The 24,898-nt window shown below is 73.8% G+C and carries 18 protein-coding genes; 5 read left to right on the top strand and 13 right to left on the bottom strand.

Annotated features, from left to right (window positions below):
* Nucleotides 1–22 precede the first annotated feature (22 nt).
* Nucleotides 23–829 carry an SAM-dependent methyltransferase gene (locus tag AB0C04_RS26600; RefSeq protein WP_357059464.1) on the bottom strand — a complete coding sequence of 269 codons (807 nt, stop codon included), beginning with the start codon at nt 827–829 and terminating at the stop codon, nt 23–25.
* A gap of 221 nt (nt 830–1,050) precedes the next feature.
* Between AB0C04_RS26600 and AB0C04_RS26595 the strand changes: the two genes are divergently transcribed.
* On the top strand, nt 1,051–3,849 hold the full coding sequence (locus AB0C04_RS26595) for a BTAD domain-containing putative transcriptional regulator (RefSeq protein WP_357059461.1): 2,799 nt from the start codon (nt 1,051–1,053) through the stop codon (nt 3,847–3,849).
* Between the two features lie 43 nt (nt 3,850–3,892).
* On the opposite strand, the gene AB0C04_RS26590 is transcribed toward AB0C04_RS26595, so the two are convergent.
* A complete protein-coding gene (locus AB0C04_RS26590) occupies nt 3,893–5,239 on the bottom strand; it encodes a phosphatidylserine/phosphatidylglycerophosphate/cardiolipin synthase family protein (RefSeq protein ID WP_357059459.1) in 1,347 nt (448 codons plus the stop codon).
* 228 nt (nt 5,240–5,467) lie between these two features.
* Complete coding sequence (locus AB0C04_RS26585) at nt 5,468–6,241, bottom strand: PPOX class F420-dependent oxidoreductase (RefSeq protein WP_357059456.1); 774 nt, start codon at nt 6,239–6,241, stop codon at nt 5,468–5,470.
* Nucleotides 6,242–6,379: 138 nt separating this feature from the next.
* On the opposite strand from AB0C04_RS26585, the gene AB0C04_RS26580 reads away from it, so the two are divergent.
* A complete protein-coding gene (locus AB0C04_RS26580) occupies nt 6,380–6,817 on the top strand; it encodes a VOC family protein (RefSeq protein WP_357059453.1) in 438 nt (145 codons plus the stop codon).
* A gap of 45 nt (nt 6,818–6,862) precedes the next feature.
* Here the strand turns inward: AB0C04_RS26580 and AB0C04_RS26575 are convergent, their stop codons facing one another.
* Both AB0C04_RS26575 and AB0C04_RS26570 read right to left on the bottom strand, forming a co-directional pair.
* Nucleotides 6,863–8,149, bottom strand: coding sequence for a hypothetical protein (locus AB0C04_RS26575; protein ID WP_357059450.1), 1,287 nt, complete (start codon nt 8,147–8,149; stop codon nt 6,863–6,865).
* Between the two features lie 118 nt (nt 8,150–8,267).
* Complete coding sequence (locus AB0C04_RS26570) at nt 8,268–8,753, bottom strand: hypothetical protein (RefSeq protein WP_357059448.1); 486 nt, start codon at nt 8,751–8,753, stop codon at nt 8,268–8,270.
* 200 nt (nt 8,754–8,953) lie between these two features.
* Between AB0C04_RS26570 and AB0C04_RS26565 the strand changes: the two genes are divergently transcribed.
* Entirely contained in the window at nt 8,954–9,526 is a 573-nt protein-coding gene (locus tag AB0C04_RS26565) for a hypothetical protein (RefSeq protein WP_357059444.1), read from the top strand.
* Between the two features lie 35 nt (nt 9,527–9,561).
* Here the strand turns inward: AB0C04_RS26565 and AB0C04_RS26560 are convergent, their stop codons facing one another.
* From AB0C04_RS26560 to AB0C04_RS26550, 3 genes are all read right to left on the bottom strand, one after another.
* On the bottom strand, nt 9,562–10,707 hold the full coding sequence (locus tag AB0C04_RS26560) for a hypothetical protein (RefSeq protein WP_357059442.1): 1,146 nt from the start codon (nt 10,705–10,707) through the stop codon (nt 9,562–9,564).
* Nucleotides 10,708–10,907: 200 nt separating this feature from the next.
* Nucleotides 10,908–13,283, bottom strand: coding sequence for an acylase (locus AB0C04_RS26555; RefSeq protein ID WP_357059439.1), 2,376 nt, complete (start codon nt 13,281–13,283; stop codon nt 10,908–10,910).
* Nucleotides 13,284–13,409: 126 nt separating this feature from the next.
* A complete protein-coding gene (locus AB0C04_RS26550; protein ID WP_357059437.1) occupies nt 13,410–14,576 on the bottom strand; it encodes a hypothetical protein in 1,167 nt (388 codons plus the stop codon).
* A gap of 430 nt (nt 14,577–15,006) precedes the next feature.
* Here AB0C04_RS26550 and AB0C04_RS26545 point away from each other — a divergent pair, with 430 nt between their 5' ends.
* Nucleotides 15,007–16,560 carry a gluconokinase gene (locus AB0C04_RS26545; RefSeq protein WP_357059435.1) on the top strand — a complete coding sequence of 518 codons (1,554 nt, stop codon included), beginning with the start codon at nt 15,007–15,009 and terminating at the stop codon, nt 16,558–16,560.
* An 11-nt stretch (nt 16,561–16,571) separates the two neighbouring features.
* On the opposite strand, the gene AB0C04_RS26540 is transcribed toward AB0C04_RS26545, so the two are convergent.
* Complete coding sequence (locus AB0C04_RS26540) at nt 16,572–16,856, bottom strand: antibiotic biosynthesis monooxygenase family protein (protein ID WP_357059432.1); 285 nt, start codon at nt 16,854–16,856, stop codon at nt 16,572–16,574.
* Between the two features lie 133 nt (nt 16,857–16,989).
* Here AB0C04_RS26540 and AB0C04_RS26535 point away from each other — a divergent pair, with 133 nt between their 5' ends.
* Nucleotides 16,990–18,258 (top strand): serine hydrolase, encoded by a 1,269-nt coding sequence (locus AB0C04_RS26535; protein ID WP_357059429.1) that lies wholly within the window; start codon nt 16,990–16,992, stop codon nt 18,256–18,258.
* Between the two features lie 59 nt (nt 18,259–18,317).
* On the opposite strand, the gene AB0C04_RS26530 is transcribed toward AB0C04_RS26535, so the two are convergent.
* From AB0C04_RS26530 to AB0C04_RS26515, 4 genes are all read right to left on the bottom strand, one after another.
* A complete protein-coding gene (locus AB0C04_RS26530) occupies nt 18,318–19,076 on the bottom strand; it encodes a MerR family transcriptional regulator (RefSeq protein WP_357059426.1) in 759 nt (252 codons plus the stop codon).
* 202 nt (nt 19,077–19,278) lie between these two features.
* The gene (locus tag AB0C04_RS26525) at nt 19,279–21,528 is read right to left on the bottom strand and encodes an EAL domain-containing protein (protein ID WP_357059423.1); all 2,250 of its coding nucleotides are present in this window, start codon (nt 21,526–21,528) and stop codon (nt 19,279–19,281) included.
* Between the two features lie 659 nt (nt 21,529–22,187).
* Nucleotides 22,188–23,711 carry a hypothetical protein gene (locus AB0C04_RS26520; protein WP_357059420.1) on the bottom strand — a complete coding sequence of 508 codons (1,524 nt, stop codon included), beginning with the start codon at nt 23,709–23,711 and terminating at the stop codon, nt 22,188–22,190.
* Nucleotides 23,708–24,841 carry a hypothetical protein gene (locus AB0C04_RS26515; protein ID WP_357059418.1) on the bottom strand — a complete coding sequence of 378 codons (1,134 nt, stop codon included), beginning with the start codon at nt 24,839–24,841 and terminating at the stop codon, nt 23,708–23,710. Before AB0C04_RS26515 ends, AB0C04_RS26520 begins: the two co-directional genes overlap by 4 nt.
* Between the last annotated feature and the right edge of the window lie 57 nt (nt 24,842–24,898).

The following is a 24,898-nucleotide window of genomic DNA, read 5'->3' as shown; positions in this document are numbered from 1 at the left end:
CCAGGGACCGGTTCCCGGCCGATCAGGGTTTGCGGCCGACGGCGCCGTAGCCGTCGACGTCGGCGGGAGTGCCCTGCTCGGGTCGCCAGTGCGTGAACGGCACCAGGCCGGGCTCGACCAGCTCCAGGCCGTCGAAGAAGCGGGTGATCCGCTCGGGGCTGCGCAGGTGGTAGGGCACCGCGCCGCTCTCGTTGTACTGCCGGTGGGACTCGACGACGGCCTCGCTGGTGTCGGTGCCGTCGGAGAGCGCCAGGTAGCTGCCCGAGGGGACCGCTGCGAGCAGTTCCCGGATGACGTCGGCAACCTCGTCGTCGTCGGCGACGTGCCCCATCACGCCGAAGAGCAGGATCGCGACGGGCTGCGTGAAGTCGAGGTGCTCGGCGGCCTGGCGGAGCACCGCGTCGGGGTCGCGCAGGTCGGAGTGCAGGTATCGGGTCAGGCCCTCGGGCGTGCCGGCCAGCAGCGCGCGGGCGTGGGCGAGCACCATCGGGTCGTTGTCGACGTAGACGACGCGGCTGTCGGGCCGGACCCGCTGGGCCACCTCGTGGGTGTTGTCGGCGGTGGGCAGGCCCGTGCCGATGTCGAGGAACTGCCGGATGCCGGCCTCGCCGGCGAGGAAGCCTACGGCGCGGGAGAGGAACGCCCGCGACTCACGGGCGGTCTCGATCATCGCGGGGAAGATCGCGCGTACCTGCTCGCCGGCCGCGCGGTCGGCCTCGAAGTTGTCCTTCCCGCCCAACCAGTAGTTCCAGATGCGGGCCGAGTGCGGCACGCTCGCGTCGATCTTCGGCACCTGCTCGGTCACGGAGAACGGGGCGTTGTCTGCCACGATGCTGCCTTCCGACGGGGATCTGCACTGTGCACAGGGGACAGATCATGCTCGCACGCCCCGGGCGATCACGGGTGCCGCGTCACGGGCTCGGGCGGCATCCACCGCGCGCCGCCGGTGGCGCTCACCCGATATCCGGGAATCTCGATCAACTACACGTAGGGTCATGAGATCGACCGCTACCGTAGTGGGGACGCGGCGGATGGGAGCGTGAGTACGGGTTGTTGCGCATCAGCGTGCTCGGCCCCGTCCGGGTGCAGGTCGACGACCGGCCGGTGCGGCTCGGCCCGAAACTGGTGGAGCTGCTGGCGGTCCTGCTCGTCGAACCGGGTACGGCGGTGCCGGCCGCCCGGGTGGTCGAGCTGATGTGGGCCGACTCGCCTCCCCCGGGCGCCCGTACGACGTTGCGCAGTCACGTGTCGCACCTGCGCCGCGCGCTCCGGATCGGAACGGAGGCGGACGAGCCGGTGGTGGCGACGGTCGGCGCCGGGGTGGCGTCGGCGTACCGGCTCGCGCTGCCACCGGACGCGGTCGACGCATACCGCTTCGTCCGCTGGTGTGCGGAGGGCCGGCAACTCGTCTCGGCCGGCGAGCCTGACCTGGTCGAGCGAGGGGTCGCCCGGCTCGCGGAGGCGTTGAGCCTGTGGCGTGGCCCGGCCTTCGCCGACGTGGCCGACCGACCGTTCGTGCTGCCGGCGGTCGCCCAACTCGAGGCGGAGCGCCGGGCCGCGCGCCGCTGCCACGCCGAGGGACTCTCCGCGCTCGGGCGGCACACCGAGGCGATCGCGCTGCTGTCGGGCGTGCTGGTCGACGACCCGTACGACGAGGGGGTCCGCCGGCTGCTCGCGGTGGCGCTCTACGCCGAGCAGCGGGTGGACGAGGCGGCCGAGGTGTGCCGGGAGGGCCTGAACCTGCTCCGGGAGCGCGGGTTGGACGCACCGGAGTTGCAGGCCCTGCAGCGTGACATCCTCCGCCGTCAGGTGCCGCTGCCGCGGCTGCCGGCGGAGCACGCCAAGCCGCCACGGCCCTCGTTGCTGCCGCCGGATCCGCCGCAGTTCGTCGGCCGGGTAGACGAACTCGGCGCGGCCCGGCAGCTCCTGCTCGCCCGGGAGCAGAGCTGCCCCACCGTACTGGTCAGCGGGCTGGCCGGGGTCGGCAAGACGCTCTTCGCGGTGCGCCTGGCCCATGAGGTACGCGAGGAGTTCCCGGACGGGCACCTCTACGTCGACATGCGGGGCTACGACCCGGTCGCGGCGCCGCTCACCGCCAGCCAGGCGTTGCGCGGTTTCCTGGACGCGCTCGCGGTCACGCCCGAGAAGATGCCGGCGACCCTGGCGGCGCAGACCGGCCTCTACCGCGCTCTGCTGGCCGGCCGGCGAATCCTCGTGCTGGTGGACAACATCCGTGACGTGGCGCAGGTCCGCCCGCTGCTGCCGGGCGCGCCGGGCTGCGCCGCCGTCGTGGTGAGCCGCAACCAGTTGCCCGATCTGGTGGTCGCCGAAGGTGCCCGGCCACTGCGGTTGGGCCTGCTCAGCGGCGGTGAGTCCAGTGAGTTGATCGCACGCCGGGTCGGGGCGGCCCGGTTGGCGGGCGAGCCGGCGGCGGTCGGGCAGATCATCGAGTCGTGCGGCCGGCTGCCGCTGGCGTTGGCCATCGTGGCCGCCCGCGCGGCCACCCACCCTGAGTTCAGCCTCGACGCGCTCGCCGGGGAGTTGCGGGCCGGCGCCGGCCGGCTCGACGCCTTCGCGGTGGGCGACACCGACGTACGGGCGGTCTTCTCGTGGTCGTACCGCGGGCTCTCCCCGGCGGCGGCCCGGCTGTTCCGGTTGCTGGCGGCGCATCCCGGCCCGGATGTCACCGTCGCCGCCGCGGCCAGTCTGGCCGCCCTGCCGGTCGACGAGGTACGGCCGGGGGTGCGCGAGTTGGCCGCGGCGCACCTGGTCGTCGAGCACGTTCCCGGCCGGTTCGCGCTGCACGATCTGCTCCGCGCCTACGGCAACGAGCTGGCCGGCGCCGACGAGGTGCGCTCCGCGTTGCCACGAGCGCTCGACCACTATCTGCACACCGCGCTCGCCGCCGACGGCCTGCTCTGGCCGCATCGGGATCCGCCGGACCCGCCGGTGGCCGCGGCAGGGGCGCAACCGGAGGCGTTCGGGGACCGGCCGGCGGCGCTGGCCTGGTTCACCGCCGAGCACCGGGTGCTGCTCGCCGCGTTGGATCGGGCCGCGCAGGCCGGCTTCGACGAGCGGGTCTGGCAGCTCGCCTGGGCCACCGCGAACTTCTTCGCCCGCCGAGGGCACTGGCTCGACTGGGCGTACGTCGGGGAAATGGCGGTGGCCGCGGCGCGGCGGCAGGGTGACCGCGCGGCGGAGGCGGAGGCGCACCGGATCCTGGGCGGTGCCCGGGTGCGCCTGCGGCAGTTCGACGCCGCGCAGGACGACTACCGGCAGGCGTTGGGCCTCTTCGACGACCTCGGTGACCTGGTCGGGCAGGGCTTCACCTACCGCAGCCTCGGCTGGTTGTCCGAGCAGCAGGGCGACGTCCGCGCGGCGCTGCGGCACGACCTGCGGGCGCTGGAGCTGTTCCGGCGCGCCGGTCACGAGCGCGGGGTCGCCAACACCCACAACTCGGTGGGCTGGTGTCACGCGCTGCTCGGCGAGCACGAGCAGGCCATCGAACACTGCCGTCGGGCGCTGGCCCTGCTCGAGCAGATCGGCGACCCGGTCGGCCTGGCCGGCACCTGGGACAGCCTCGGCTACGCGTACCGGCACGTCGACCTTCACCAGGCCCTCTCGTGCTATCAGGAGGCGCTCGGCCTCTATCGGAAACTCGGCGACCGGATGAACGAGGCGGTCACCCTGCGCCACCTCGGCGAGACCCGGCACGCCGCCGGTGACCTCGCCGCCGCCCGCGAATGCTGGCAGCAGGCGCTGGACATCTTCGTCGACCTCGACCACCCGGACGCCGAACAGGTTCGGGAGCAGCTACGCCAGGCGTCCGAACCGTCGAAGCCCGGCTGATGCCGGCAACACCCCGGGTGGCGGGGTGTGGCCGGCTCGGTCACTAGTCGAGCTCGTCGGTGTCCGCGGCGGCGGCCGCGGCGTTCGCGGGCGGCGTCCACGGCAGGCACGTGCTGTAGTGCGAGTCGAAGCGCTGCTGGAACGGCACGTTCAGCGGGTGGCTGCGCAGCGCCAGGATGTTCTCGTCGTTCTGCCGCAGCGCGCGGTAGGTCAGGTTGTGGCTGCCCACGTAGAGCGTGGACTGGGCACCACGCCGCACGATCATGAACTTCTCGTGCATAGGTACGCCGCCGGCTGCGGTGTAGCCGCACAGGTGCACCGGCATCGCCCGGGCGAGGTCCACCAGTGCCCGCATCGGCGCGCCCGCGTCGTGCGGCCGGCCCGAGGTGGCGCCGGTGACGATCCTGACCTGGCAGCCCCGACTCCGGGCGGCCTTCAGTTCCGTCACCACCGCGGCACGCTGGATCCGGAAGTTGGCCAGGTCGATGCGGGTACCGCCGGAGCAGTTCGTCGCCTTCAGCAGGCTGACGACCGGGTCGTTGCTGGCGCCGCCCGGTTTACGCCCGGCCGCCTCCCGGCGGGGGAAGGTGTAGACGCGGTGGTCGCCGACGGCCGTCGTGCTGCCCAGGTTGGGGTTGTTCCGCCCCGAGGTGCCATAGCGCATCAGGTCGTTGAAGTAGCTCAGGTAGGCCGCGTAGAGGCCGGCGTTGCTGATGGTGATGGCGTTCTCGTACGCGCGGTAGTAATCCAGATTCGCCGAGGCGACGTAGAGAACGTTGCGGGCCGTGCCGCCGCCGACCAGTTGCACGCTGGAGATGGTCATGAACTTGTTGTGCATCAGCGGCGGGTTGGTCAGCGGCGTCGCACCGGTGCGGCTGGTCGCGCAACCGCGGGTCGACTGCTTGTCGGGTCGCCGCTCGCCGCACTCCACCAGCGTGATGGCCGGGATCGCCTTCAGCGCGTTGTAGTGGGCGGTGCCGACCTGGCTGCCGTTGATGACGATCCGCACCCGCACGCCCCGTTCGGCGGCACCGCGCAGGGCAGTGACGATCTCCGGGCGGTTGAAGAAGTAGAGGGTGAGTGAGAGCGTCGCCCCGGTCGGCGCGGCGTTGATCAGCCGGGCCACGTGTGCCACGACTCCGCCGTGCATGTCGGCGTCGGTCTTGTTGTTGAACCAGGCGTAGTTGCGGACCTCTGAGGCGGCGATGGGCACCACCGCCGCGGCGGCGGCCGGCGCGCCGGCCTCGGTGCTGGCCGCGCTGGCCGGGGTCACCGCCATCGACAGCGACGTCACCGCGACGGCCGCCACGGCGAGCCCGCGCAGCAGCGGTGTCCTTCTCCTTCGGGCGGTGCTGTTTCCTGCCGTTCTCCCCAGTGACTCGTACTGCATCGGACAGTCCTTCCCCGTGCTCCTGGCCGGCGGCTGGCCCCCGTCAGCGTGTGGCGCCGCCACCGGTGCTCCAGGTTGGGCACCGGCGCGGGCCACACAAGCCAGCCGTCGGTCGGTGGGTGATCGGGTGAGGTGCGTTGCGGTGCACCTTCCCGGGCTGACGTCGAGGCTCGCAGGTGGCGGTGGAAGCGCTGTGGAAGGAGCGTGCAGGGGTTGGTCGGCCGGCGGTCACTCGATGCGCAGCTCGAAGTGCACGGTCCGGCCGGTCCTGCGCCGGGCGAGCCGGTGCGTCAGCGGCACCAGCACCCCGTGCAGCAGCGGGTACTTGCGGCGCAGCGCCCGCCGCGCGGTGGCGTACTCGTCGCCGGTCAGCTGGCGGGCGGTGGCCCGCACGGCCGGGCCGGTGGGCGTGCCACGGCCGGTGGCGGCGGCGACGGTGACGGCGGGGTTCCGCTGGATCCGCCGGGTCTTCCAGGCCCGCTCGTAGCTGCGCACGTAGGCGCGTTCGCCGCGGACGGCGATGCTGACCGGGGTGGCGACCGGGGTGCCGTCGCGGCGGAACGTGGTGAGCGCGATGGTCTTCTGCCGGCTGAACGGCGCCCACCGCGGCGAGCTGTCCGGCTCGACCGGGCCGAGGATCCAGCCCAGCTCGCGCCACCGCTCGACCAGGGCCACGGCGGCGAGCACCGACGACACTCCGATGATCACTGTCTGTCCGGTGGCGCCGCCGAGATTCCGGTCGGCGACGTGCACCACCGTGTGCGCGACGCTGCCGACCAGATATCCGGCCAGCGCCACGGTGAACCCGTCGGCCCAGATGATGGCCAGCAGCAGGGTCACCCCGATGCCGAGTTGGAACGCGCCGATGTCGTGCACGAAGTGCCGGTGCGGTGGGAAGTTGACGGCCGTGGCGAACGCGGTCGGTGCGAGCAGCGCGAGCATTCCGGCCGCGACGGCGAGCAGGCCCAGCAGGCCGGTGACGGCCCGGATCGTATGTCTCATGCCAGCGGGACGCCGCAGCCTCCGGCGGTGTGACGCGTGTCGTTCCACGTCACACCCGGCCTTCGTCCGCGACCCGGCCGGCGACAACGTCGAGGCCGGCTGCCACACCGCGGCCTGGCCGGCGGCTACGTTACGTGCATGGAGCAGCGGATCAGTCTGGTCACCCTCGGCGTCGCCGACCTGCCGCGCGCCCGGGCCTTCTACGAACGGTTGGGCTGGCGCGGCCAGGAGGTCGAGGAGACCGTCTTCTTCCAGGCCGGCGGCCTGGCGCTGGTGCTGTGGGGGCGGGACAAGCTGGCCGCCGACGCCGGTGTCGACGACCCGGGGGGCAGCGGCTTCGGCGGGATGACGTTGGCGCAGAACGTCCGGTCCCGCAGCGAGGTCGACGAGCTGTTGACGGCGGCGGGCGCGGCGGGGGCCGAGGTGACCCGGCCGGCCACCGAGACGTTCTACGGCGGCTACGCGGGCTGCTTCGCCGACCCGGACGGCCACGTCTGGGAGATCGCCTGGAACCCCAGCATCCCGCTCGGCGCGGACGGCAGCCTCACCCTCCCCGACTTCGGCACCGCCGACTGACCGGCGCGGCAACGGGCCGGCGCGGCACCAGCGCGGCCGGGGCTCTCAGCCGTCCGTGGGTGGGCAGAGGAGCCGGTCCAGCAGCGGGAGCTTGAGCGGGTCCAGGCAGAGGGTGAGCAGTTGGGCGTCCGGCGACGGCGGCGGTGTTGTCGGCGCGGGCGCCGTGGTCGGTGGCGGGCTGTCCGGGGCGGGGGCTGTGGTCGTCGGTGCCCCGGTGGGGGCCGGCGGAGCCACCACGGTGGGCGGTGCCGGTGCGGTGGGCGGCGCCGGTGCGGTGCTCGGCCCGGCATTGGCGACCGCGCCGGGGCGGGACGCGGCGCCGGGCGCCGGGGCCACCGGCGAAGCGGTCGACCCCGACCGTGCCGGCCCGGCCGGTGCGTCAACGGCGATCGGCGGCCCGACCGGACCGGTTCCCGGCGGGGGCGTGGCCGGGACGGGCCAGACCGGCTGCGGCACCAGGTCCGGGATGAGGGCGCCGATCCCGCCCGGCGCGTCGGTGTTCACCGCGACGTCGCCGGCCCCGGTCCGGTACCTCGGGCCGTCCTGCTCCGAGCCGTACGCGCCGGCGCTCAGCGTGGCGAAGGCCAGCGCGGCGACGGCGGCGGCGGTCGCCCGCCGCTCGGGTCGCAGCGCGCTCAGCGGCGCCTGGTGCGGATGAGCCGGCGGTGGCGGCGCGGGCTGGCTGCGCTGGTGGGCCGCGGTGAGCGTGTCGAGTTCCGCGGTGACGTCGGCGCGTCTGCCGTCGGCGGCGGCGACCGCGAGGGTGAGGTAGAAGCGGGTGTTCGCCGCGGTGTTCGCCGGCACCAGCAGCCCGGCGAGCCGGCCCGGGTCGGCGGTGTGCAGCAGGGTCAGTGGCACGTCGGGGTGGTGGGCGGGGCCGGTCAGGTCCGCGTACCGCCATTCGCGCCGGCGCTCGCGGCCGGCGAAGGCGACGCGGTGGTTGGTGACCACGGCGATGCCGGCGTCGACGACCCGCAGGCCCCGGGGCAGTGCCCGGCCGGTCGTGCCGGGGGGTCCGACGGTCAGCGACGGCGCGGGCAGTCCGGGCACGTGCCGGGCGACGGCCTCGACCAGCTCGGCGGTGGGCAGGACCCGATAGATGAGTTCGTCGTCGTCGAGCGTCACCGGCAGCCCGGTGCGGGGCTGGGTGCAGCCGAGGAAACTTCCGGCCTCGATCCGCTGCCGGGTCAGCTCGTCGGCGCGGCGGCGCCACTGTTCGACGTCGGCGAGGTGGGCGCGCCGGCGTCGTTCGTTCTCGCGGTCCGCCCACGCGGTCCGCCAGGCGGGGCCGGCTGTGGCCAGGGCAACTGTGCCGGGTGATGTGGTGGTCACACGCGGTACAACAGCTCGCGTTCGTGACAGGACACGCGCGATGGATCGATGCTTCCCTTTGTTCCCGATAAGAGAGAATTGGCCTCCGCCGATCTGTCCCGATCCGCCCGGACCGCGACTAGGAGATCACCCGCTGGGGGTACGCCTCGACCTCCCGGGACCACTGCTCCGCGGCCACGGCCAGGGCATCGGTCGACAGGGTCAGCGGCAGTCGGTACACCGCGGTGAGCGGCCGGCGCATCCACGGCGGCAGCGACTCGTAGGAGAACTCGACCGTCAGCTCCACCCGCCGTCGCCGGATGACCCGGGTGCGGAACGCCAGGTTCGGCTCGGTGAAGCGCAGCACCGCCGGCAACATCGACGGGTCTGCCGCCAGGTCGGCCTGCAACCGCAGCCAGTCGGCCAGCATCCCCGCCTCGGCGGTGGTCAGGCAGGGATCGCAGCGGGACCAGGCCTGCCCGTCGGCGGTACGGGCATCCGCCTCGATCAGCAGCCAGTCGTCCCAGCCCGCCGCCTCGTCGGGATCGACCGGCGGCTCGACGCCCGGCTGGTAGCCGACCGGCCGGATCCGCAGCCGCGCGCCGTCGTCGGAGCGTATCTCCATCTCCCCATCATCTCGGACAAAAAGGATTAACCGGGCCGGAATCAGGCGCGCGGTGAGCTGATCATGGCCCACGGCCCGAGGCGACGCCACCTGGTAACCCCGACTCCCGATCGGCCCCGAGACGCTCGGGGGTGGCGGATCCGGGTGGGCTGCGGGGAGACCCCGATGGCAGGCTGCCGGGCGACTGCCAGGCTGGAGAAATGATCGCCACCGATGCCCGGGCCGCCGGGCCGAGTCTTCCCGCGGTACGGATGGTCGCCGTCGCCGCCCCGGCGCTGCTCCTGCTCTACGGCATCTGCCGGCTCGTCGACGGCCTCGACGGCGACCACGGGCCGGGCTGGGCCTGGAACATCGGCCACAGCCTCTTCTTCGTCTCGATCGCCCTCTTCGCCGCCCTCGCGGTGCAGCTGCGACGGATGCTGTTGGCCACGACGCCCCGCCGGCGAGCTCTCACCGACGCGGCAACCGCGGCGACGCTCATCGGCGCGGCGGCCTTCCTCTGGGTGATCCTAGGTGACCTCTTCGCCGGGTTCGCCGACGCGGCGCCGCTGCCGGATCCGCTCTTCCTGATCGGGCCGCTGCTGTTCCAACTCGGCCTGCTGGCGCTGCTCGTCCGGGCCGCCACCGTCCGGCCGCGCCGGCTGCCGCGCTGGTCTCCGCCCCTGGTCCTGCTCGGCTTCGTCGCGCTCGCCGTCAACCTCGACCTGCTGCCGGTCGGCGGCGCGCTCATCCTCGCCGGCCTGCTCCCGCTACGGCCCGACACCCCGCGGTGAGGCCGGCAACGACAGCCGGCGGCGGGTGGAGACGGTCAGGTCCAGACGGTGCGACGCACGCCGCGGTGCGAGGTGCAGGCGTCCCGGCGGCCACCGGTCAGGCTGAGCACGCCGTCGCGGCACTGCACCAGGTAGCCCCGGCCGGCCCAGAACTCCTGGGCGCAGTCGAAGTGGTCGCAGATCTCGGCGGCCGGCTTACGGATCCGGTTGCCGCCGCAGAAGTCGTACCCCATCGGGTTGGCCGGGGCCCCGCAGCGCTGCTCGGCGCTCGGCGTCGGCGACGGCGTGGTGGTGCGCTTCGGCTTCGGCTTCGGCTTGGCCGGTGCGGGCGTCGGGGCCACCGGATGGATCAGAGCCGGGACGCCGCTGGGGCTGGACGCCGGGGTGGCCGCGGCGGCCCGCTCGCCGGCCGGGTCGGACGGGCCGGATTCGATCAGCGCGGCGGGCACGAGCAGCGCGACGGCCGCGGCGACCGCGAGGGTACGCCGGCCGCCGGGCACCCGCGCGTAGATCCGAGCCTGCCCCGGGGTGGCGACCGCCGGCCGGAACGGCTTCAGCTGGGCGTGTTCGGCGATCAGGTCGTCGAGCTGGGCGAGCACCGCGCCGCGCTGTTCGATCGCGTCGGCGAACGCCAGGGTCAGCATGAACCGGAAATCGGCCGCCGCGGCGGCGGGCAGCAGCAGCCCGGAGGTGCGACGCCGGTCCAGCACCTGGATCAGGGTGACCGGCGCGGCCGGGTCGTGGGCCAACCCGGTCATCTTCCCGTACGCCCAGTCGCGCCGGCCGCGCCCGCCGAGCAGGACCAGGCGGCGGCTGGTGATCACGGCCATCCCGGCGTCGGTGACCCGGACCCCGTCCGGGCGGCGCGGGCGCAGCGGCGCGGCCTCCGGATGGACGGTCAGGTCCGGCGCGGGCAGGACCGCGGTGTGCCGCACCTCGACCAGTTGCGCGGCGGGCAGCACCCAGAGCACCGCCTCGTCCGGGGCGAGCTCCAACGGGAGGCCGGAGCCGGCTGCCGGGGAGCCCTGGAAGTCGGCGGCGCGGAGGCGTAGCCGACGCAGGTCGTCGTCGCGCCGCCGCCAGGCGCTCTCGGCGCTGCGGAACGTCCGGTGTCGGCGCTCGTTCTGCCGGTGCGCCCACCGGTACCGCCATGTGGAACCCGTCGAATCAGTCCTTGCCACGCCGACTCCTTCGCCGCGCAGGCCACCAACCGGGGTGTCACTCGGGTTAACTCCGGCGGGGACCGGCGGGGAGACGCTGCACGGGGGCAAACCACCCGAACAGCGGAGTAATTTGGACGATTGGGGGGTACTGGTGCGACGATTCATCTTCCGGCAGCGGCCGGGCCCACCAGGGGCCCGGCCGCCCGCGTGCCGGCTGTTCAGTGCCCGCGGCCCTCCCCCACCCGGTAGGTGCGCAGGTTCGGGTCGGCCTTGATCTGCGCTTCGGTGTACTTGATGGTGTCCCAGCCCTTGCCGGAGTAGAGCGCGGTCTGGTCGGCGTACCAGGGGGAGTTCGGGTTGGTGGACTGGGAGTAGGTCAGGATCTGTCGCCCGGACGGCCCGTGCGGGCCCAGCTCGACGGCCATCACGAAGGATGAGCCGTGCACCACCTTCGGGTAGCCGACGCCGGGCACCAGGTTGTTGATGATCATGTTGAAGACGCCGGCCTCGGCGCGTCCGCCATGGATCGGGATGCGCCGGTCGCCGCGCGGCTCGGTCTGTACGTCGCCGAGCCGGGCGTCGAGCGGGATGCCGGCGAGGCGCTGCACGGCGTCGGCGAGCGCCGTGCGGACCCTCGGGTCGGCGGTGGCGAGCCGGCGCGGGGTGCGCACCGGGTCGGTCACCGCGAAGGTGTCGGCGAAGCGCAGCCCGCCGGCCAGGACGAACTCGGTGAACAGGTGCGCGCCGCGGCTGTTCAGGTCGACGTGCAGGTCCCAGCGGGCCAACGCGGCGCAGGCGGCGCGCAGGTCGACGGTCACGCCGTTGGTGGCGGTGCCGGTGGGCTGCGCGGTGCAGAGCGCAACCAGGTCGTCGCGGACCAGTTCGCCGCCGTACGCCCGGTTGCCGAACACGGTCCGCCACAGCCGGTCGGCGGTGAACCCGCGACCGGGCAGCCCGTCGGTGCCGGCGAGGCGCTGCTGCACCTGGTCGAGGCCGAGCCGGGTACGCAGGCTGCGCGGGGTCCGTTCGTCGCCGATGATCCGCGAGTAGCCCTCCAGCGGAGCCTGCGGGTTGGCCAGCCAGTAGCTGTCGTTGGAGTTGGTGACGTAGTCGGAGCGGATGCGCACCGGCAGATTCGCCGGGCCGAGGATGCCCGGCACCGCGGCGTCCGGGTCGGCACCGAGCGCGCAGGCCGACCGGGAGCCGTCCAGGACTGCCTGGCCGCTGCTGGCGTAGAGCGGCTGGAACGCGGCGGGGATGCAGGCGGCGGCGAGCGCGTCGGTCACCCGGGGCACCACCGAGTGGTCGGCGTAGAGCGCCTCGCCACGGGCGTCGGCGGCGATCACGTTGACCCAGGGCAGGAACTGGTAGCGGTCGAGCACCCGCCTCAACTCGCGCACCGTCCCGGCGCGGCCCATCTGGAGCCAGCCGTCGAAGGCCCGGTTGTTGGTGGCGTTGACGTCGGTGATGGCGTACGCGCTGCCGGTGGTCCAGTCGAAGGTGCCGGGCACCACCACGACCGGCCCGAAGTGGGTGTCGTGGAAGGTCCGGCTGACCGGCACGGTGCCGCCGTTCGGGCCGGGCACCTGGACGGTGACCGTGCGGGTGGTCATCTTTCGTGCCTTGCCGTCGACGTAGTACGAGGTGGGATCACCGGGCACCAGCGCGAGGCGGTGCCAGACGAACCGGCGGGCGGTGGAGACGGTGTGGCTCCAGGCGAGGGTGCGGTTGTGCCCGATCTCGACGATCGGGTCGCCGATCAGCGCGGCGCCCTCCACGTCGTAGCGGCCGGGCACCTTGAGGTGCATCCGGTAGAAGCGCTCCGCGCCGTCCCAGGGGAAGTGCGGGTTGGCCAGCACCATTCCGCCCCGGTTGTCGGTCGCCGCCTCGCCCAGCCCGTACGCGTTGCTGCCCACCCCGGCGGGGGCGCCGTCGGAGGCGGCGAGCACCGCGGCCGCGCCGGGGGCGTCCTGCGCGGCGGCCGGGCCGGTGGCGGTGGGCGGGGCGGCGGCGACGATCCCGTCGAGCACCGCCCGCGAGCCGGCCCGGACCATGCTGGCCCAGGTGGTACGCCAGAGGTCCAGTTCGGTCAGCGGACGTACCCACGGCTTGGCCCGGCACGCCGGGTCGGTGAGCTTCGCCGCGCCGGTGCGGCGCAGGTAGGAGTTGTAGCCGGCGACGAAGCCGCGGATCTGGTCGCGGACGTCGTCGGACGGGGAGTGCACGCCGTCGCGGCGGCCGTCGAGCAGCCGTTGCACCGTCCGGTCGTCGATGGCCTTGCGGAAGAACAGGTCGCTGCGCACGTTCGCGTCGGTCGGGCCGGTCGCCCCGAAGTAGCGGGACCGCTCGGCGTTGACCGTCACCACCTTCTCGGCGATCACGCAGAGGTTGTCCTCGGCCTGCACGTATCCGACGCCGAAGCCGAGGCTGGCGAAGTTCGTGGCGGTGATGTGCGGAACACCGTAGGAAGCTCGGCGGATCTCGGCCGAGTAGCCGCGGTCGCGCTGGTGCGCGCCGGCCGGGGGCGCACCGAGCCCGGCCACGACCAGCCCCAGGGCGGTCACCGCCGCGCCGATGCGTGCTGATGCTTTCACCGCGTCCTCCCCCCGTCGCGTCCCCCGGACGCCGTCGACCGAGGGACATTCACGTTGATCGGCATTCTCGTCGCCGTCACGGCGCCCCGTACACCCCTGGTGCGCCGACCGTCCTGCCCGGTGCGGTCAACGGCCGGCGGGCGGCGTGGCGCGGCGGATCCGGGCGGCCGCCATCGCCCACGCCTGCGCCTCGTCGACCAGGCAGCCGGCGAGCAGCTCGCGGCCCCGGGCGCGGACCTCGAGGGCGTCGGGGTGGCCCGGCAGCCACTGCTCGGCGTCCCCGATGGCCAACTCGGCCCGCCGGCCGGGCAGCGGCGTCGCCCCGGGTGGCAGGCCGCCGAGCCGGTCGAGGTGCCCGGCGGAGAGGATCTGGTACCACATGGCGTCGGGGACGAGCGCATCCGCGAGCATCTCCGCCCCCGGCAGCCGGGTCACCGGCTTTCCGTCGCTCGGAAGCCGCTGCGACCACTGTGGCGTGGCCACCCGGCGGCTGTCCGGCTCGGCGTCCACTCCGGCCCAGACCAGCAATCCGCTGCACGCGTGGAGCCTGTCGCGCAGCCGGTGCATCGGCCCGGTCAGCTCGCCGGCGTCGGCAGGGCCGGCGCGTTCCGGCGCGACGGTGAACGCCGCCGCCGGTAGCACGTCGTGGTAGCCGCCGACGGTCGCGGCCACCAGCCGGTCGGTGAGGTCGCCGGCGAGCAGAGTCATCGTGATCGCCGTGGGCAGGGTGCCCAGTACGGCGGCGGTGGCCGAGCCGGCCCCCTCGGCGGTGAGCGGAACCCGCACGCCGAGCACGACGGCGCTCAGCTCGTCCGCGGGTTCGCGCTCGGCGTGCAACCAGTCGAGCGCCACGCCCAGCAGGGGCGGGGGCAGCTGGCACGGGGCGTCGCCGAACGGCGCACCGAGCGGCCCGCGCAGGTAGGCCCGGGCGCACAGGCCGAACTCCTCGATGTCGTGGTTCGGGCCGCGCCGGGCCACCGAGATCAGCGCGTCACGCACACCGGCGTCGCGCAGTTGCCGCGCCAGCAGCTCCGGTATGGCGAGGACATGCTCAGCGGGGAGTGGGCCGAGGTCGACCACGAGAAGCTGCGCGCCGGGCAGGGCGATCGGTGACGAGACGAAGGCCGGGCCGACCGGCTCCCCGCCGGCTCCCGTCGCTTCGAGCCGGAGCAGGGACTGCCGGAGCGCGGCTATCGCGACGGGGACACCGGCGTCGTCCGAACGGACTTCGATCGTCAGGCTGTGCTGCTCGCGCAGAGTTTCGTCGATATCCAGCACTACGACGACCGCCATGTGTCCCCCAATAGTGGCGCAGCCGCAACTCTGCGGCAGCCCCATTCCTGAACTCCGCTTCGCACGTCGACCGGGAATGGGGAATGGTTTATTTATCTACGTCTATTGACATCGGAAGGGATCCGTCGGGGAGCATATTGTCGTAGCAGTTTCCCCGGGGCCCCTGCCAGGCGCGCTGCGTCCAAACTGGCCCATCTGTCTCATTAGCGCGAATACGCGTAGCATGAAATAGCGCGGTCCACATTCCGCGATGTAACAAACACGGGGAGATCGGCGCTATTTGCGAATCCCAACGACCGTCACCGCAATTCTCTCAATCCTTCGGCGACCGCCGAGGCCCGTGATCGCCGTACGGGGTGCCGGCTGTCTCGGTAACGTCACCCGCAGCCGGGTGGCGGCCCGCCGGTCCGGCGCGAGGGGGGTGAGCGTCGTGGCCGGCTCGGGCGGATCCCGGGGCGTGGTGGTCGGCGTCGACATCGGCACCACCAGCACCAAGGCGGTCGCCTACGACACGCGGGGCCGCCAGCTCGCCACCCACTCCGTCGGCTATCCCCTCGACGAGCCGCAGCCCGGGTACGCCGAGCAGGACCCGCAGCGGATCCTCGACGCGGTGCTGGAGTCGATCCGGGTGACCGTCGCCGAGCTGGACCGCTCGGTCGCCGGGCTCTCGTTCGGCAGCGCGATGCACAGCCTGATCGGCCTCGACGCCGACGGCAACCCGATCACCCCGTCGATCACCTGGGCCGACTCCCGTTCCAGCCGGCAGGCCGAGCGGCTGCGCGCCGTACCGTCCGGTCTGGCCCTGCACCGCCGTACGGGCACGCCGGTGCATCCGATGGCCCCGCTGCCGAAGCTGCTCTGGTTCGCCGAGCAGGAACCGAAGCTCTTCGAACGGGTCTCGCACTGGGTGGGCATCAAGGACTGGGTGCTCCTGCGTCTCTGCGAGGTGCTGGTCACCGACCACTCGCTCGCCTCGGCCACCGGCCTGATGGACATCCAGCAGTTGGAGTGGGACACCGAGGCGCTGGCCGTCGCCGGCATCACCGAGGAGCAGTTGCCGCAGCTCGTGGCCACCACCACCGTGCTGTCCGGCCTCACCACCGAGGCCGCCGCGGCCACCGGCCTGCCCGAGCGCACCCCGGTGGTGGTCGGCGCCGGCGACGGCCCGCTGGCCAACCTCGGGCTCGGCGCGGTGCATCCCGGCATGGTGGCCTGCTCGATCGGCACCAGCGGCGCGATGCGGGTGATGGTCGAGCGCCCCAACGTGGACCCGCTCGGCGGGGTGTTCTGCTACGCGCTGACCGAGGACCGTTGGGTGGTCGGTGGCGCGATCAACAACGGCGGCATCGTGCTGCACTGGGCCGGCAACGCGCTCGCCCCGGAGCTCGGCGCGCACGCCGAGCCGGAGCTGCTGGCGCTGGCCGCCCGCGCTCCGGTCGGCTCGGGCGGGCTGATCATGCTGCCGTACCTGCTGAGCGAGCGCGCGCCGCACTGGAGCGCGCTGCCCCGCGGCGCGTACGTGGGGTTGACCCACGGGCACCGCCGCGAGCACCTGATCCGGGCCGCGCTGGAGGGGGTCTGCCAGCAGCTGGCGGTGGTGCTCGCCTCGGTCCGCTCCGCCGGCAACGAGGTCCGGGAGATCCGGGCCAGCGGCGGGTTCGCCCGCAGCGGCCTGTGGCGGCAGATGCTCGCCGACGTGCTCGGCGTCCCGCTGAGCTTCCCGGGCGGCCACGAGGGCTCCAGCTTCGGCGCCGCGGTGCTCGGCATGCAGGCCCTCGGCCTGATCACCTCCATCGACGTGGCCTACGACCTGGTCCACATCGAGGAGACCATCCGACCCGACCCGGCGGCCGCCGCGACCTACGCCACGCTCCTGCCGCTCTTCGCCGAGCTGTACGACGCGCTGGTGCCCACCTTCACCTCACTGCGCCGCCTGGCCCCGAACCTCCCCCCAGAACCGACGCCGGCCCCACCCCCCATGTGACCGGTCGGGGTCTATGGGGCCTCTACGGCGGAGATGAGGTAACGGTGGACCTCGGCGCCGAGGATCGCCACGGTCTGCTCCTCGGCCGGGCCGGCGCCACGGAAGGCCAGTAGCTGCTCCTCGGATTCCCAACGCTCGTAGACGTTGATCCGCCCAGGCTCGACCGGGTCGGGGCTGACCGCGAAGTCGACGCAGCCGGGCGCGGAGCGGGCCTGGCGGACGGTGTCCAGGCAGCTGGCCAGGTAGGCGTCGCGCCCGGCGGGGTCGACGTAGAGACTGCCGGCGACGATGAGCACTGTGGACCTCCGGTGGTGTGGATGACCGAGTGATGATCCCGCGTGCCGGCGGTTGCGCGCCGTCGCCGCACCCGGACGGGTGACGCCGTCGCCGGATGCACCACCCGCCCCGCCCGCTTCTTATCGTACAAACGTGAAGAAAACCGACAAGAAGCGCTCATCTTCCCGGCGGTCGGCGCGTCGCGTACCCCCGGTCAAGCTGGCCGCCGCGGGCGTCGCGCTCGCGCTGCTGGCCGCCGGGCCGGCGGCGGCCGACGGCGGCGGACCCCAGCCCGCCGCCCCGCGACCGCCGGCCAGCACCCTCGCCTGGCTGGCCTTCCCCGGCGCGGTCTTCTCCGTCGACAGCGAGACGCGCACCGTGCGCTACCGGGCCTGCGACGGCGACACCGGCCGGGTCGCCGACCCGGAGATGCGCGTCGACGGCCGGGTGGCCAGCGGCGAGGTCACCGTCGACGGTACGACCTACGCCTACGACGTCCCGCTGGTCGGCCGCACCCGGGGCATCGTCGAGGTGACCCGGCCCGACGCCGAGCCGCAGGGGCTGGTCGGCGACGTGGTCACCGAGCCGCAGCCGCCCACCGACCCGATCGCCGGCCGCCAACTGCTTCCCCTCGCCGGGCAGCTCCAGCAGGTCGTGGACGCTTCCACCGCCAACCCGGCCGGGGCGACCGTGCGCGACCTCTCCGGCCGCTACGGCGACCAGCAGATCGCGGTGAACGGCACGCTCCGCCCGAAGGCGGCCAGCGTGATCAAGCTGTGGATCCTGGTCGAGCTGCTGCGCCGGGTGGACTGCGGCCAGGTGTCGCTGGACGACGGGGTGCTGGTCACCCCGGCTCAGGTGGTGGACGGCACCGGCGAGCTGCAGTACGAGGACTTCCCGCAGGTGGTCACCCTGTACCGGCTCGCCCAATACATGATCAAATTTAGCGACAACACGGCGGCGAACGTGCTGATCGACTACCTGGGCGGCTTCGCCCCGGTCAACGCGCTGATCGACTCGATGAACCAGCGGGAGACGGTGCTGGCCCGCAAGATGCTCGACACCGAGGCCGCCATGCGCGGCGAGGAGAACTACACCAGCCCGGACGACGTGGTGGCGCTGCTCGGCGCGGTCTGGGACGCGCAGATCCTCAGCCCGGACACCCGCGACCTGATGATCGGTTTCATGGCCGAGCAGACCCTGAACACCAAGATCCCGGCGGCGCTGCCGCCCGGCGTGCCGGTGGCGCACAAGACCGGCGACCTGCCGGACGCCTCGCACGACGTCGGCTACTACCTGATTCCCGGCTCGCAGGTCGCGGTCGCCTTCCTCACCTCCGGCCCGATGGCCAGCGGCGACGAGACCGTCCGGCGGCTGGCCCGCACCGTCTACGACTATCTGGTCGAGCCGGTCGGGGAGTGACGGGAACGGGCCGCGCCCCACATCGGGGCGCGGCCCGTATCGGTTCCGCCCGGGGCCCGTCAGGCGCGGGTGATCGCGTTGGCGTGGATCGCCTCGTGCAGGTACGCCGCCAACCCGGGCGCCAGGTTCTCGTAGTGCGCGGTGAACCGCTCGTCGGCCATGTACATGTCGGCCAGACCGGTGTGGATCTCGTACGAGCACTCGTAGAACCAGCGGCCGATGATCTGCCGGTGCTCCTCGGCCAACTCCATCGCCGCCGGGCCGTCCGCCGGCGCGCCGGTCGACATCAGCGCGACGATCCGCCGTCCCCAGTCCTCGTTCTCCTCCTTGATCCGCAGCCAGTCCTCCTTGCCGTAGCGGGACGCCCGCCGGTTCGACTCCCGGTACGCGTCGCTGCCGCCCCACCGCTGCTCCGCCTCCTCGGCGTGCGCGTCCGGGTCGAAGTCCCCGAAGACCTCGAACCGCTCCTCCGGGGTAAGCCGGATGTTCATCTTGCTCGCCTCCATCGCGAACTCGATCGCCGTGACCATCTCCTGCATTCGCTTGATCCGGACCGTCAGCAGCTCGTGCTGGCGGCGCAGGTGCGCCGCCGGGTCAGCCGCCGGCTCGTCGAGGATCGCGGCGATCTCTTCCAACGGGAACCCCAGCTCCCGGTAGTAGCGGATGAGCTGCAACCGCTCCAGGTCCGCGTCGTCGTAGCGGCGGTAGCCGGCCGCCGTGCGCCCGCTCGGCGAGAGCAACCCGATCTCGTCGTAGTGGTGCAGCGCCCGTACCGTCACGCCGGCGACCTTCGCCACCTGGCCCACCGTGTACGCCATGGCTTCCCTCCTTCCGGAAACCAGGTTCCCGCCTGCCGTTACGTGAGGGTCAAGCCCGATTCTGCGGCCCTCTTCCGTCCTGGGGCCGAAAATCCGCGCGGGTTCGGCTGCGCCTCGTCGCCGCGCTCGTCGGGCCGGGTGAAGAGTCGCACCACGTGCCGGGTCGCCCGCCGGACCCCACCCGGTCACGAAGCGGTGACGATCAGTCCCGGGCGTCCAGAGGAGTCACCCGCGTCGACAGCTCGGCCAGACCCACCGGACGGCCGTACCGCCAGCCCTGCCCATGCGCGCAGCCGATCGCGGACACCGCCTCGTGCTGCGCGGCGGTCTCCACCCCCTCGGCCACCACCGACAGGTCGAACGCGCCGGCGAGCCGGGTCACCATCTCGACCGTGGCGTACGCCCGGTCGTCGTCCGAGTCGAGCCGGGCCACGAAGGAACGGTCGACTTTCAGCTCGGTGGCCGGGATGCGGTGCAGGTAGCTCAGCGACGAGTAGCCGGTGCCGAAGTCGTCGATGGCGATCCGGATGCCCAGCTCACGCAGCTGGCGCAGCCGGTCCAGCACCGCCTCGCTCCCCTCGATCAACGCCGACTCGGTCAGCTCAAGGGTGAGCGCCCGCGGGGCCAGCCCGGCTGCGGCGGTGGCCGCGGTGACCGTGGCGATCAGGTCCGGCCGGCGCAGGTGCGCGGCCGCGATGTTCACCGCCACGGTGGCGCGCGGCGCCCGGTCCCGCCAGATCGCCGCGGCCCGGCACGCCTCGTGGATCACCCAGCGGTCGATCGGCAGGATCAGCCCGGTCTCCTCGGCCAGCGGCAGGAACCGGGCCGGGGGCAGCACCCCGAGCCGGGGGTGCCGCCAGCGCACCAGCGCCTCCGCGCTGCGCACCGCACCACTGGCCAGGTCGACGATCGGCTGGTACTCCAGGTGCAGCTGCTCCTCGTCCACCGCTCGGCGCAGGTCGGCGATCAGCTCCGCCCGGGACACCGCCGACTCCCGCAGCGCCGGCGTGCAGGTCCGGTACGCGGACTTACCGGCCGCCTTCGCCGCGTACATGGCGATGTCGGCGTCGCGCAGCAGGTCGGTGTGCGACGCGTGCTGTGGCCCGTACTCGGCGATGCCGATGCTCGCCGACGGGTGCACCCCGACGTCCTCCTCCCCGTCGGAAGGTTGCAGCGCGTCCAGCAGCCGCTCGGCCAACCGCTCCGGCGGCACCGGCCGCCCGCGGTCCACCAGCACCGCGAACTCGTCCCCGCCGAGCCGGGCGATGGTGCCGTCGCCGTCGACCGCGGCCCGCATCCGGGCCGCCAGCCCGGTCAGCAGGGTGTCACCGGTGGCGTGCCCGAACCGGTCGTTGACCTGCTTGAACCCGTCCAGGTCGAGCAGCAGCACGGCCACCGGCCCGTCGTCGCGCAACGCCCGGCGCAGCCGCCGGTTGAACATCAGCCGGTTCGGCAGCCCGGTGAGCTGGTCGGTGTACGCGAGCCGGCGCAGCCGGGCCGCCAGCCACAGGTTCTCGTTGGCGGCCAGCCCCTGCCGTAGAGCGAGCGCGGCGAGCAGCGTCATCATGACCACGAAGATCAGCTTCGGGGTCTGCCCGGACGGCTGGCGGGCCAGCATCACGGCCACGATCGCCCCGCCGACCGGCAGGTACGGCAGCGCCACCCGCCACCACGGCTGCAACGGCGGCTCGGCCGTCTCCTCGGCGTCCGGGCACTCCTGGGGCGGCGGGTACCGGGTGGCGGCGGCGATCAGCAGGTAGCTGATCGGCCAGCAGACGTCGATCGGATGGCCGGAGAAGTAGTCGCCGCGCGCGGCGAGCGACACGTACGCGGCATCGGCGAGCGCCCGGGTGGCGAGGCTGGCCGCGATGATGGTCATCGGCCGCCATAGCGGCCGGGCCGGGCCGGCCACCGCCACCAGGATGGTCAGCTGCATCAGGTCGAGCATCGGGTAGAGCAGCCCGAGGGTGCGGACCGGATCGGCCAGGTCGGCCGCGGCGACGTTGCGGAACACCACCACCCAGCCGATCGGGACCAGCGCCAACCCGACGATCACCCCGTCCAGCAGGGTGCGGGCCCGACCCACCGCGGTACGCGGGGCGGAGAGCGAGCAGAGCAGCGCGGCGGTGCCGGTGAGGATGCCGGCGGTGAAGACCGCCCCGATCAGCGGGGTGTGCGGCAGCTCGCCGCCGACGAGCCGCTGCACCGTCCAGAGTGCCCGGCCGAGCGCGGCCAGCGCCATGGTGGCGGCCAGCAGGACCCAGAACCGGCGCAGCGCGGCCGGGTGCCGGTGCGCGACACCCAGGCAGACGACCGCCGCCCAGCCGGCCACCAGCAATGCGCCGAGGTCGCTGACCAGGGCGGCGCCGGGCAGCGCCGCCACCAGCCAGATCGCCTCGAGCAGCACGACACCGGCGGCGGCGACCGGGCCGAGGCGACCGGTGCGGGTCACTACGACGGGCGTCGCCCCGGATGCAGCCGACGCCGAACGCGGCGGTGACGCTCCGGCCGGTGACTGGCCGGTGGGGGGCGGGGCGGCGCTCGTCGCGGCGACCTGCTTCACGTCCTGCGGCGGCACGGTCGCTCCGGCTCCCTCTCGTGCGGGCACCTCGACGGACGGACCGGTCCCCGGCAAACCTGGAAAGCCTAGTCAGCGCCCGGTGCCCTCGCCAGGGCCGACCGGCGCGTTCCGGGCGCTCCGGGCGGTCGCGTCACCGACACTGCGGCCCGCGCGCTCGGCCCTACCGGCCCGGGCGCGGCACTCCCCTGCGGACGGTCCCGGCTGTCGCGCGGGCCTGGACAACCCGGCTGGCCTCGATGGGTCAACCACGCTCCTGTCGAACTGCCCCAGATATGGGGCAGCATGATCCCCGCCCGTGCTCCGGCACATCGACCCGCCCGTCCGGCGCCCGGCTCCTGGCGCCTCGGTCTCGCAGCCTGGCGTCCTCGCCCGCCGTTCCGACCCGCCGCCCTGGCACCTCGGTTCCGGCACCCGGGTGGCCCATCTGTGGGGCAGCTCGACAGCGAGCGCGAAGAGCGATCGCTGCCCACCACGGGCTCATCCCGGCCTGGCTGTAGCTCACCTGGCCGGCGGGCCAGCCGGCCCTGCGGTCAGGCCCACTCCTCGCTGGGGTCACCCTCAGCCGCGGCGGGAGCGGAGGACGAGCCGGGAGCGGGGGCCGGCGGATCGCGGTGGGTCCAGGGGGTCTCCTCCGGGGCCGGGAAGGCGCCGGCCGGCATGAAGGCGTCGGAGAGGGTGGTGTAGCAGAGCCGCTCGCCCACCTCGGGCACGCTGCCCGGTGGCGCGGTCAGCCCACGCCCCATCCCGCCGGAAAGCTCCAGCACCACCTCGGTCTTGCCGTCCGCGGCCGGGGTCACGAAGACCACCCGGGCCTTCTGACCGGACCGGGCCGGCGAGTACAGCGTCGCGCCGACCGGCACCAGCACCGGTTCGGTGGTGACCAGCTGGATCCGGGGACGCAGCACCGGCCGTTTGCCGCTGTCGTCGACCCGCTTCGGGTCGGTCAGCGTCACCTCGCCGACGAACGCCTCACCGGTCAGCCGGTGCTCGGCCATCACCAGCGGGTCGTCGTAGGCGCGCTGCACGGTGTAAGCGGTCAGTGCCCGCTCCAGCCGGTGCAGCCGCAACGCCGCGGCCACCGCCCCGTCCCGGCGAGGTTGCGGGGCACCACCGGCATCGACGTGCTCCGCGTGCGCGGTGAAGGCGTCCCGGTCGCCGGCCCACCGGCCCGGCACCCGGGCGCCGGGTGGCAGGCCGCGCAGCAGTCCGATGCCGCGCCACATCAGCTCCCAGGTGGGAGCGAGCTGCTCGCGCAGCAGCCCTTCCAGCGTCGCGTACGCCTCGACGCGGGCAGCCGGGTCGGCGTCGGCGTCGGCGTACCCGGCGATGGCTGGGGCGAGCCGCTGGTTGTCGAAGTCGGGGTCGGTGACCGGCCCAGCCGGTGGGCAGAGCGACGGGTCCTCGGCGCGGGCCGCCGCCTCGGCGCCGGTGAGCCCGGGCGGCGGGTCGACCCAGCCGAGCAGCGCCGGCAGGTGCAGGTCCTCCACCGCGCTCTGCCCGGTCGCCCAGTGCAGGGTCAGCGCGTCGGTCATCGCCAGCAGCGCCGACGATCCGGGATGCTCGGCCCGCTCGGCGAAGAAGGTCAGCCAGCGTCCGAGCAGCGGCACCGACGGGTGCACCGGGTACTCCCCGTCCGCCCGACGGAACCGGGTGGAGCGGCCGAACAGCCGCAGGAAGTTGATCCCGGCCGGGTTCGGCACCAGCAGCTGCGGCGCATCGACGTAGCGGTACCGGACGTCCCGTCCCCGGTCGACCGGCACGGCTTCGCTGACCGCGCGATGCCCGTCCAGGTACGGCAGCACGGTCGCGGCCAACTCGGCGGCGAACCGGTAGCGCTGGTCCCGGTTACGGGGCTGCGGCACGATCAGCAGTCGGGCCTCGTCGGGCGCCGCTCCGACCAGCGCGGCGAGCGGGGCGTTCGCCTCGCCGGCCATGGCCAGCGGCACCAGCACCAGCGGCCGCTCGTGCAGGTGCAGATGCCGCACGGTGGCCACCGGCTGGGCCACCCCGGCGGCGAGTGCCTGCGCCTTCGCCAGCGCGCGCAGCGTACTCATGACGGAACGCCGAGGGCGTCGGCGCGCAACCGGGCGGCGGCCCGCAGCAGCGCGGCGGCCTCGGCCTGCTCCGGCTCGGGGGCGCGCTCGCCGGCAGCCAGCGCCAGCACCTCCGCCACGGTCGCGAGCCCGCCGAGCGACTCGCGGACCGGCCGGCCCAGCGCCCCGGTGTGGCCGCGCGCCTCGTGCCGGCAGAAGTACGCGAGCTCGCAGGTGGCCAGGCACTCCGGCGCGTAGCGGGCCTGCACCGTCGACAGCGCGGCAGCCAGGGTCGCCGGGTCGGCGGTCGGGTCGGCGCTGAAACCCTCGGGCACCGCGTCCAGCAGGTCGTCGATCCGGGCCATCCGGTCCAGCTGGCGGCGCAGCACCAGCAGCTGCTTGCGCACGTCGAGCAGGCTGGCCACCGGCCGGAAGGTGAAGTCCTGCGGGCAGATGAGCACCACGTCGTGCGACACCAGCTCCGGGTCGTGCCCGGCGGCGGCGAGCAGCTCGCGCAGCGCCAGCACGTAGACGGCGGACTGGATCGCGGCGGCGGCGACCTTCGCCGGATCGGCCTGCCCGTCGACCACCGGGAACGACTTGATCTCCACGATGTGGAACCGGCCGGCGAGTCGGGCGGCGACCAGATCCGGTTCGAGGTTCACCCGTCGACCGGCGACGTCCAGGCCGAGCAGCGGATGGTCGAAGAGCGCGGCGACGTCCTCGCCGTCCGGCGCGGCCGAGTCGTCGCCGCTCGCGGTCGACGCGGCAGCGGCCAGCAGCGCGGCGGAGCGCTGTTGACGGGCAGCGGTGCCGTCGTCGGTGTCGACGCCGAGGTCCGTCCAGCTCGACGTCGCCGGCATCGCCACCGCCAGCCGCTCGGCGACCAGCCGCAGCAGCTCGACGCCGCCGTCGGCCTTGACCTGCGCCTCGAAGGCGTTGCCCCGGGTGATGGCGAACCGGGACTGCCCGAACCGCGCGGGGAAGCCGATCCGCTCGGCCAGCTTCGGCTTGTCCACTCCCGCGCCGTCGAGCACGGCCCGGCGGGTGCAGCCCGGGTTGCCGGTCAACGCGGCGATCGTCCGGGCGTTGTGCCGCCGGGGTGGCGCGCCGCCCCGGATCGCGGTCAGCCGCTGCTCGCTGCTCGTCATGATCCGCCAGGATATGCCGGCCCCGCACCCGTCCGGCGCGGCCCACGCGGGGTGGCG

Origin of the sequence: Micromonospora sp. NPDC048909 (genome assembly GCF_040649635.1) — a bacterium.
In the GTDB taxonomy this organism is placed as follows: domain Bacteria; phylum Actinomycetota; class Actinomycetes; order Mycobacteriales; family Micromonosporaceae; genus Micromonospora.
Note: the sequence above shows the minus strand (reverse complement) of the source record. Positions and strands in the feature narration are given on the sequence as shown.

What these genes read in the sequence shown, in the direction of transcription:
- AB0C04_RS26590 (WP_357059459.1), bottom strand. Translation starts at nt 5,239, where the DNA reads ATGCAGTACGAGTCACTGGGGAGAACGGCAGGAAACAGCACCGCCCGA.
- AB0C04_RS26585 (WP_357059456.1), bottom strand. Translation starts at nt 6,241, where the DNA reads ATGAGACATACGATCCGGGCCGTCACCGGCCTGCTGGGCCTGCTCGCC.
- AB0C04_RS26580 (WP_357059453.1), top strand. Translation starts at nt 6,380, where the DNA reads ATGGAGCAGCGGATCAGTCTGGTCACCCTCGGCGTCGCCGACCTGCCG.
- AB0C04_RS26570 (WP_357059448.1), bottom strand. Translation starts at nt 8,753, where the DNA reads ATGGAGATACGCTCCGACGACGGCGCGCGGCTGCGGATCCGGCCGGTC.
- AB0C04_RS26565 (WP_357059444.1), top strand. Translation starts at nt 8,954, where the DNA reads ATGATCGCCACCGATGCCCGGGCCGCCGGGCCGAGTCTTCCCGCGGTA.
- AB0C04_RS26550 (WP_357059437.1), bottom strand. Translation starts at nt 14,576, where the DNA reads ATGGCGGTCGTCGTAGTGCTGGATATCGACGAAACTCTGCGCGAGCAG.
- AB0C04_RS26530 (WP_357059426.1), bottom strand. Translation starts at nt 19,076, where the DNA reads ATGGCGTACACGGTGGGCCAGGTGGCGAAGGTCGCCGGCGTGACGGTA.
- AB0C04_RS26520 (WP_357059420.1), bottom strand. Translation starts at nt 23,711, where the DNA reads ATGAGTACGCTGCGCGCGCTGGCGAAGGCGCAGGCACTCGCCGCCGGG.
- AB0C04_RS26515 (WP_357059418.1), bottom strand. Translation starts at nt 24,841, where the DNA reads ATGACGAGCAGCGAGCAGCGGCTGACCGCGATCCGGGGCGGCGCGCCA.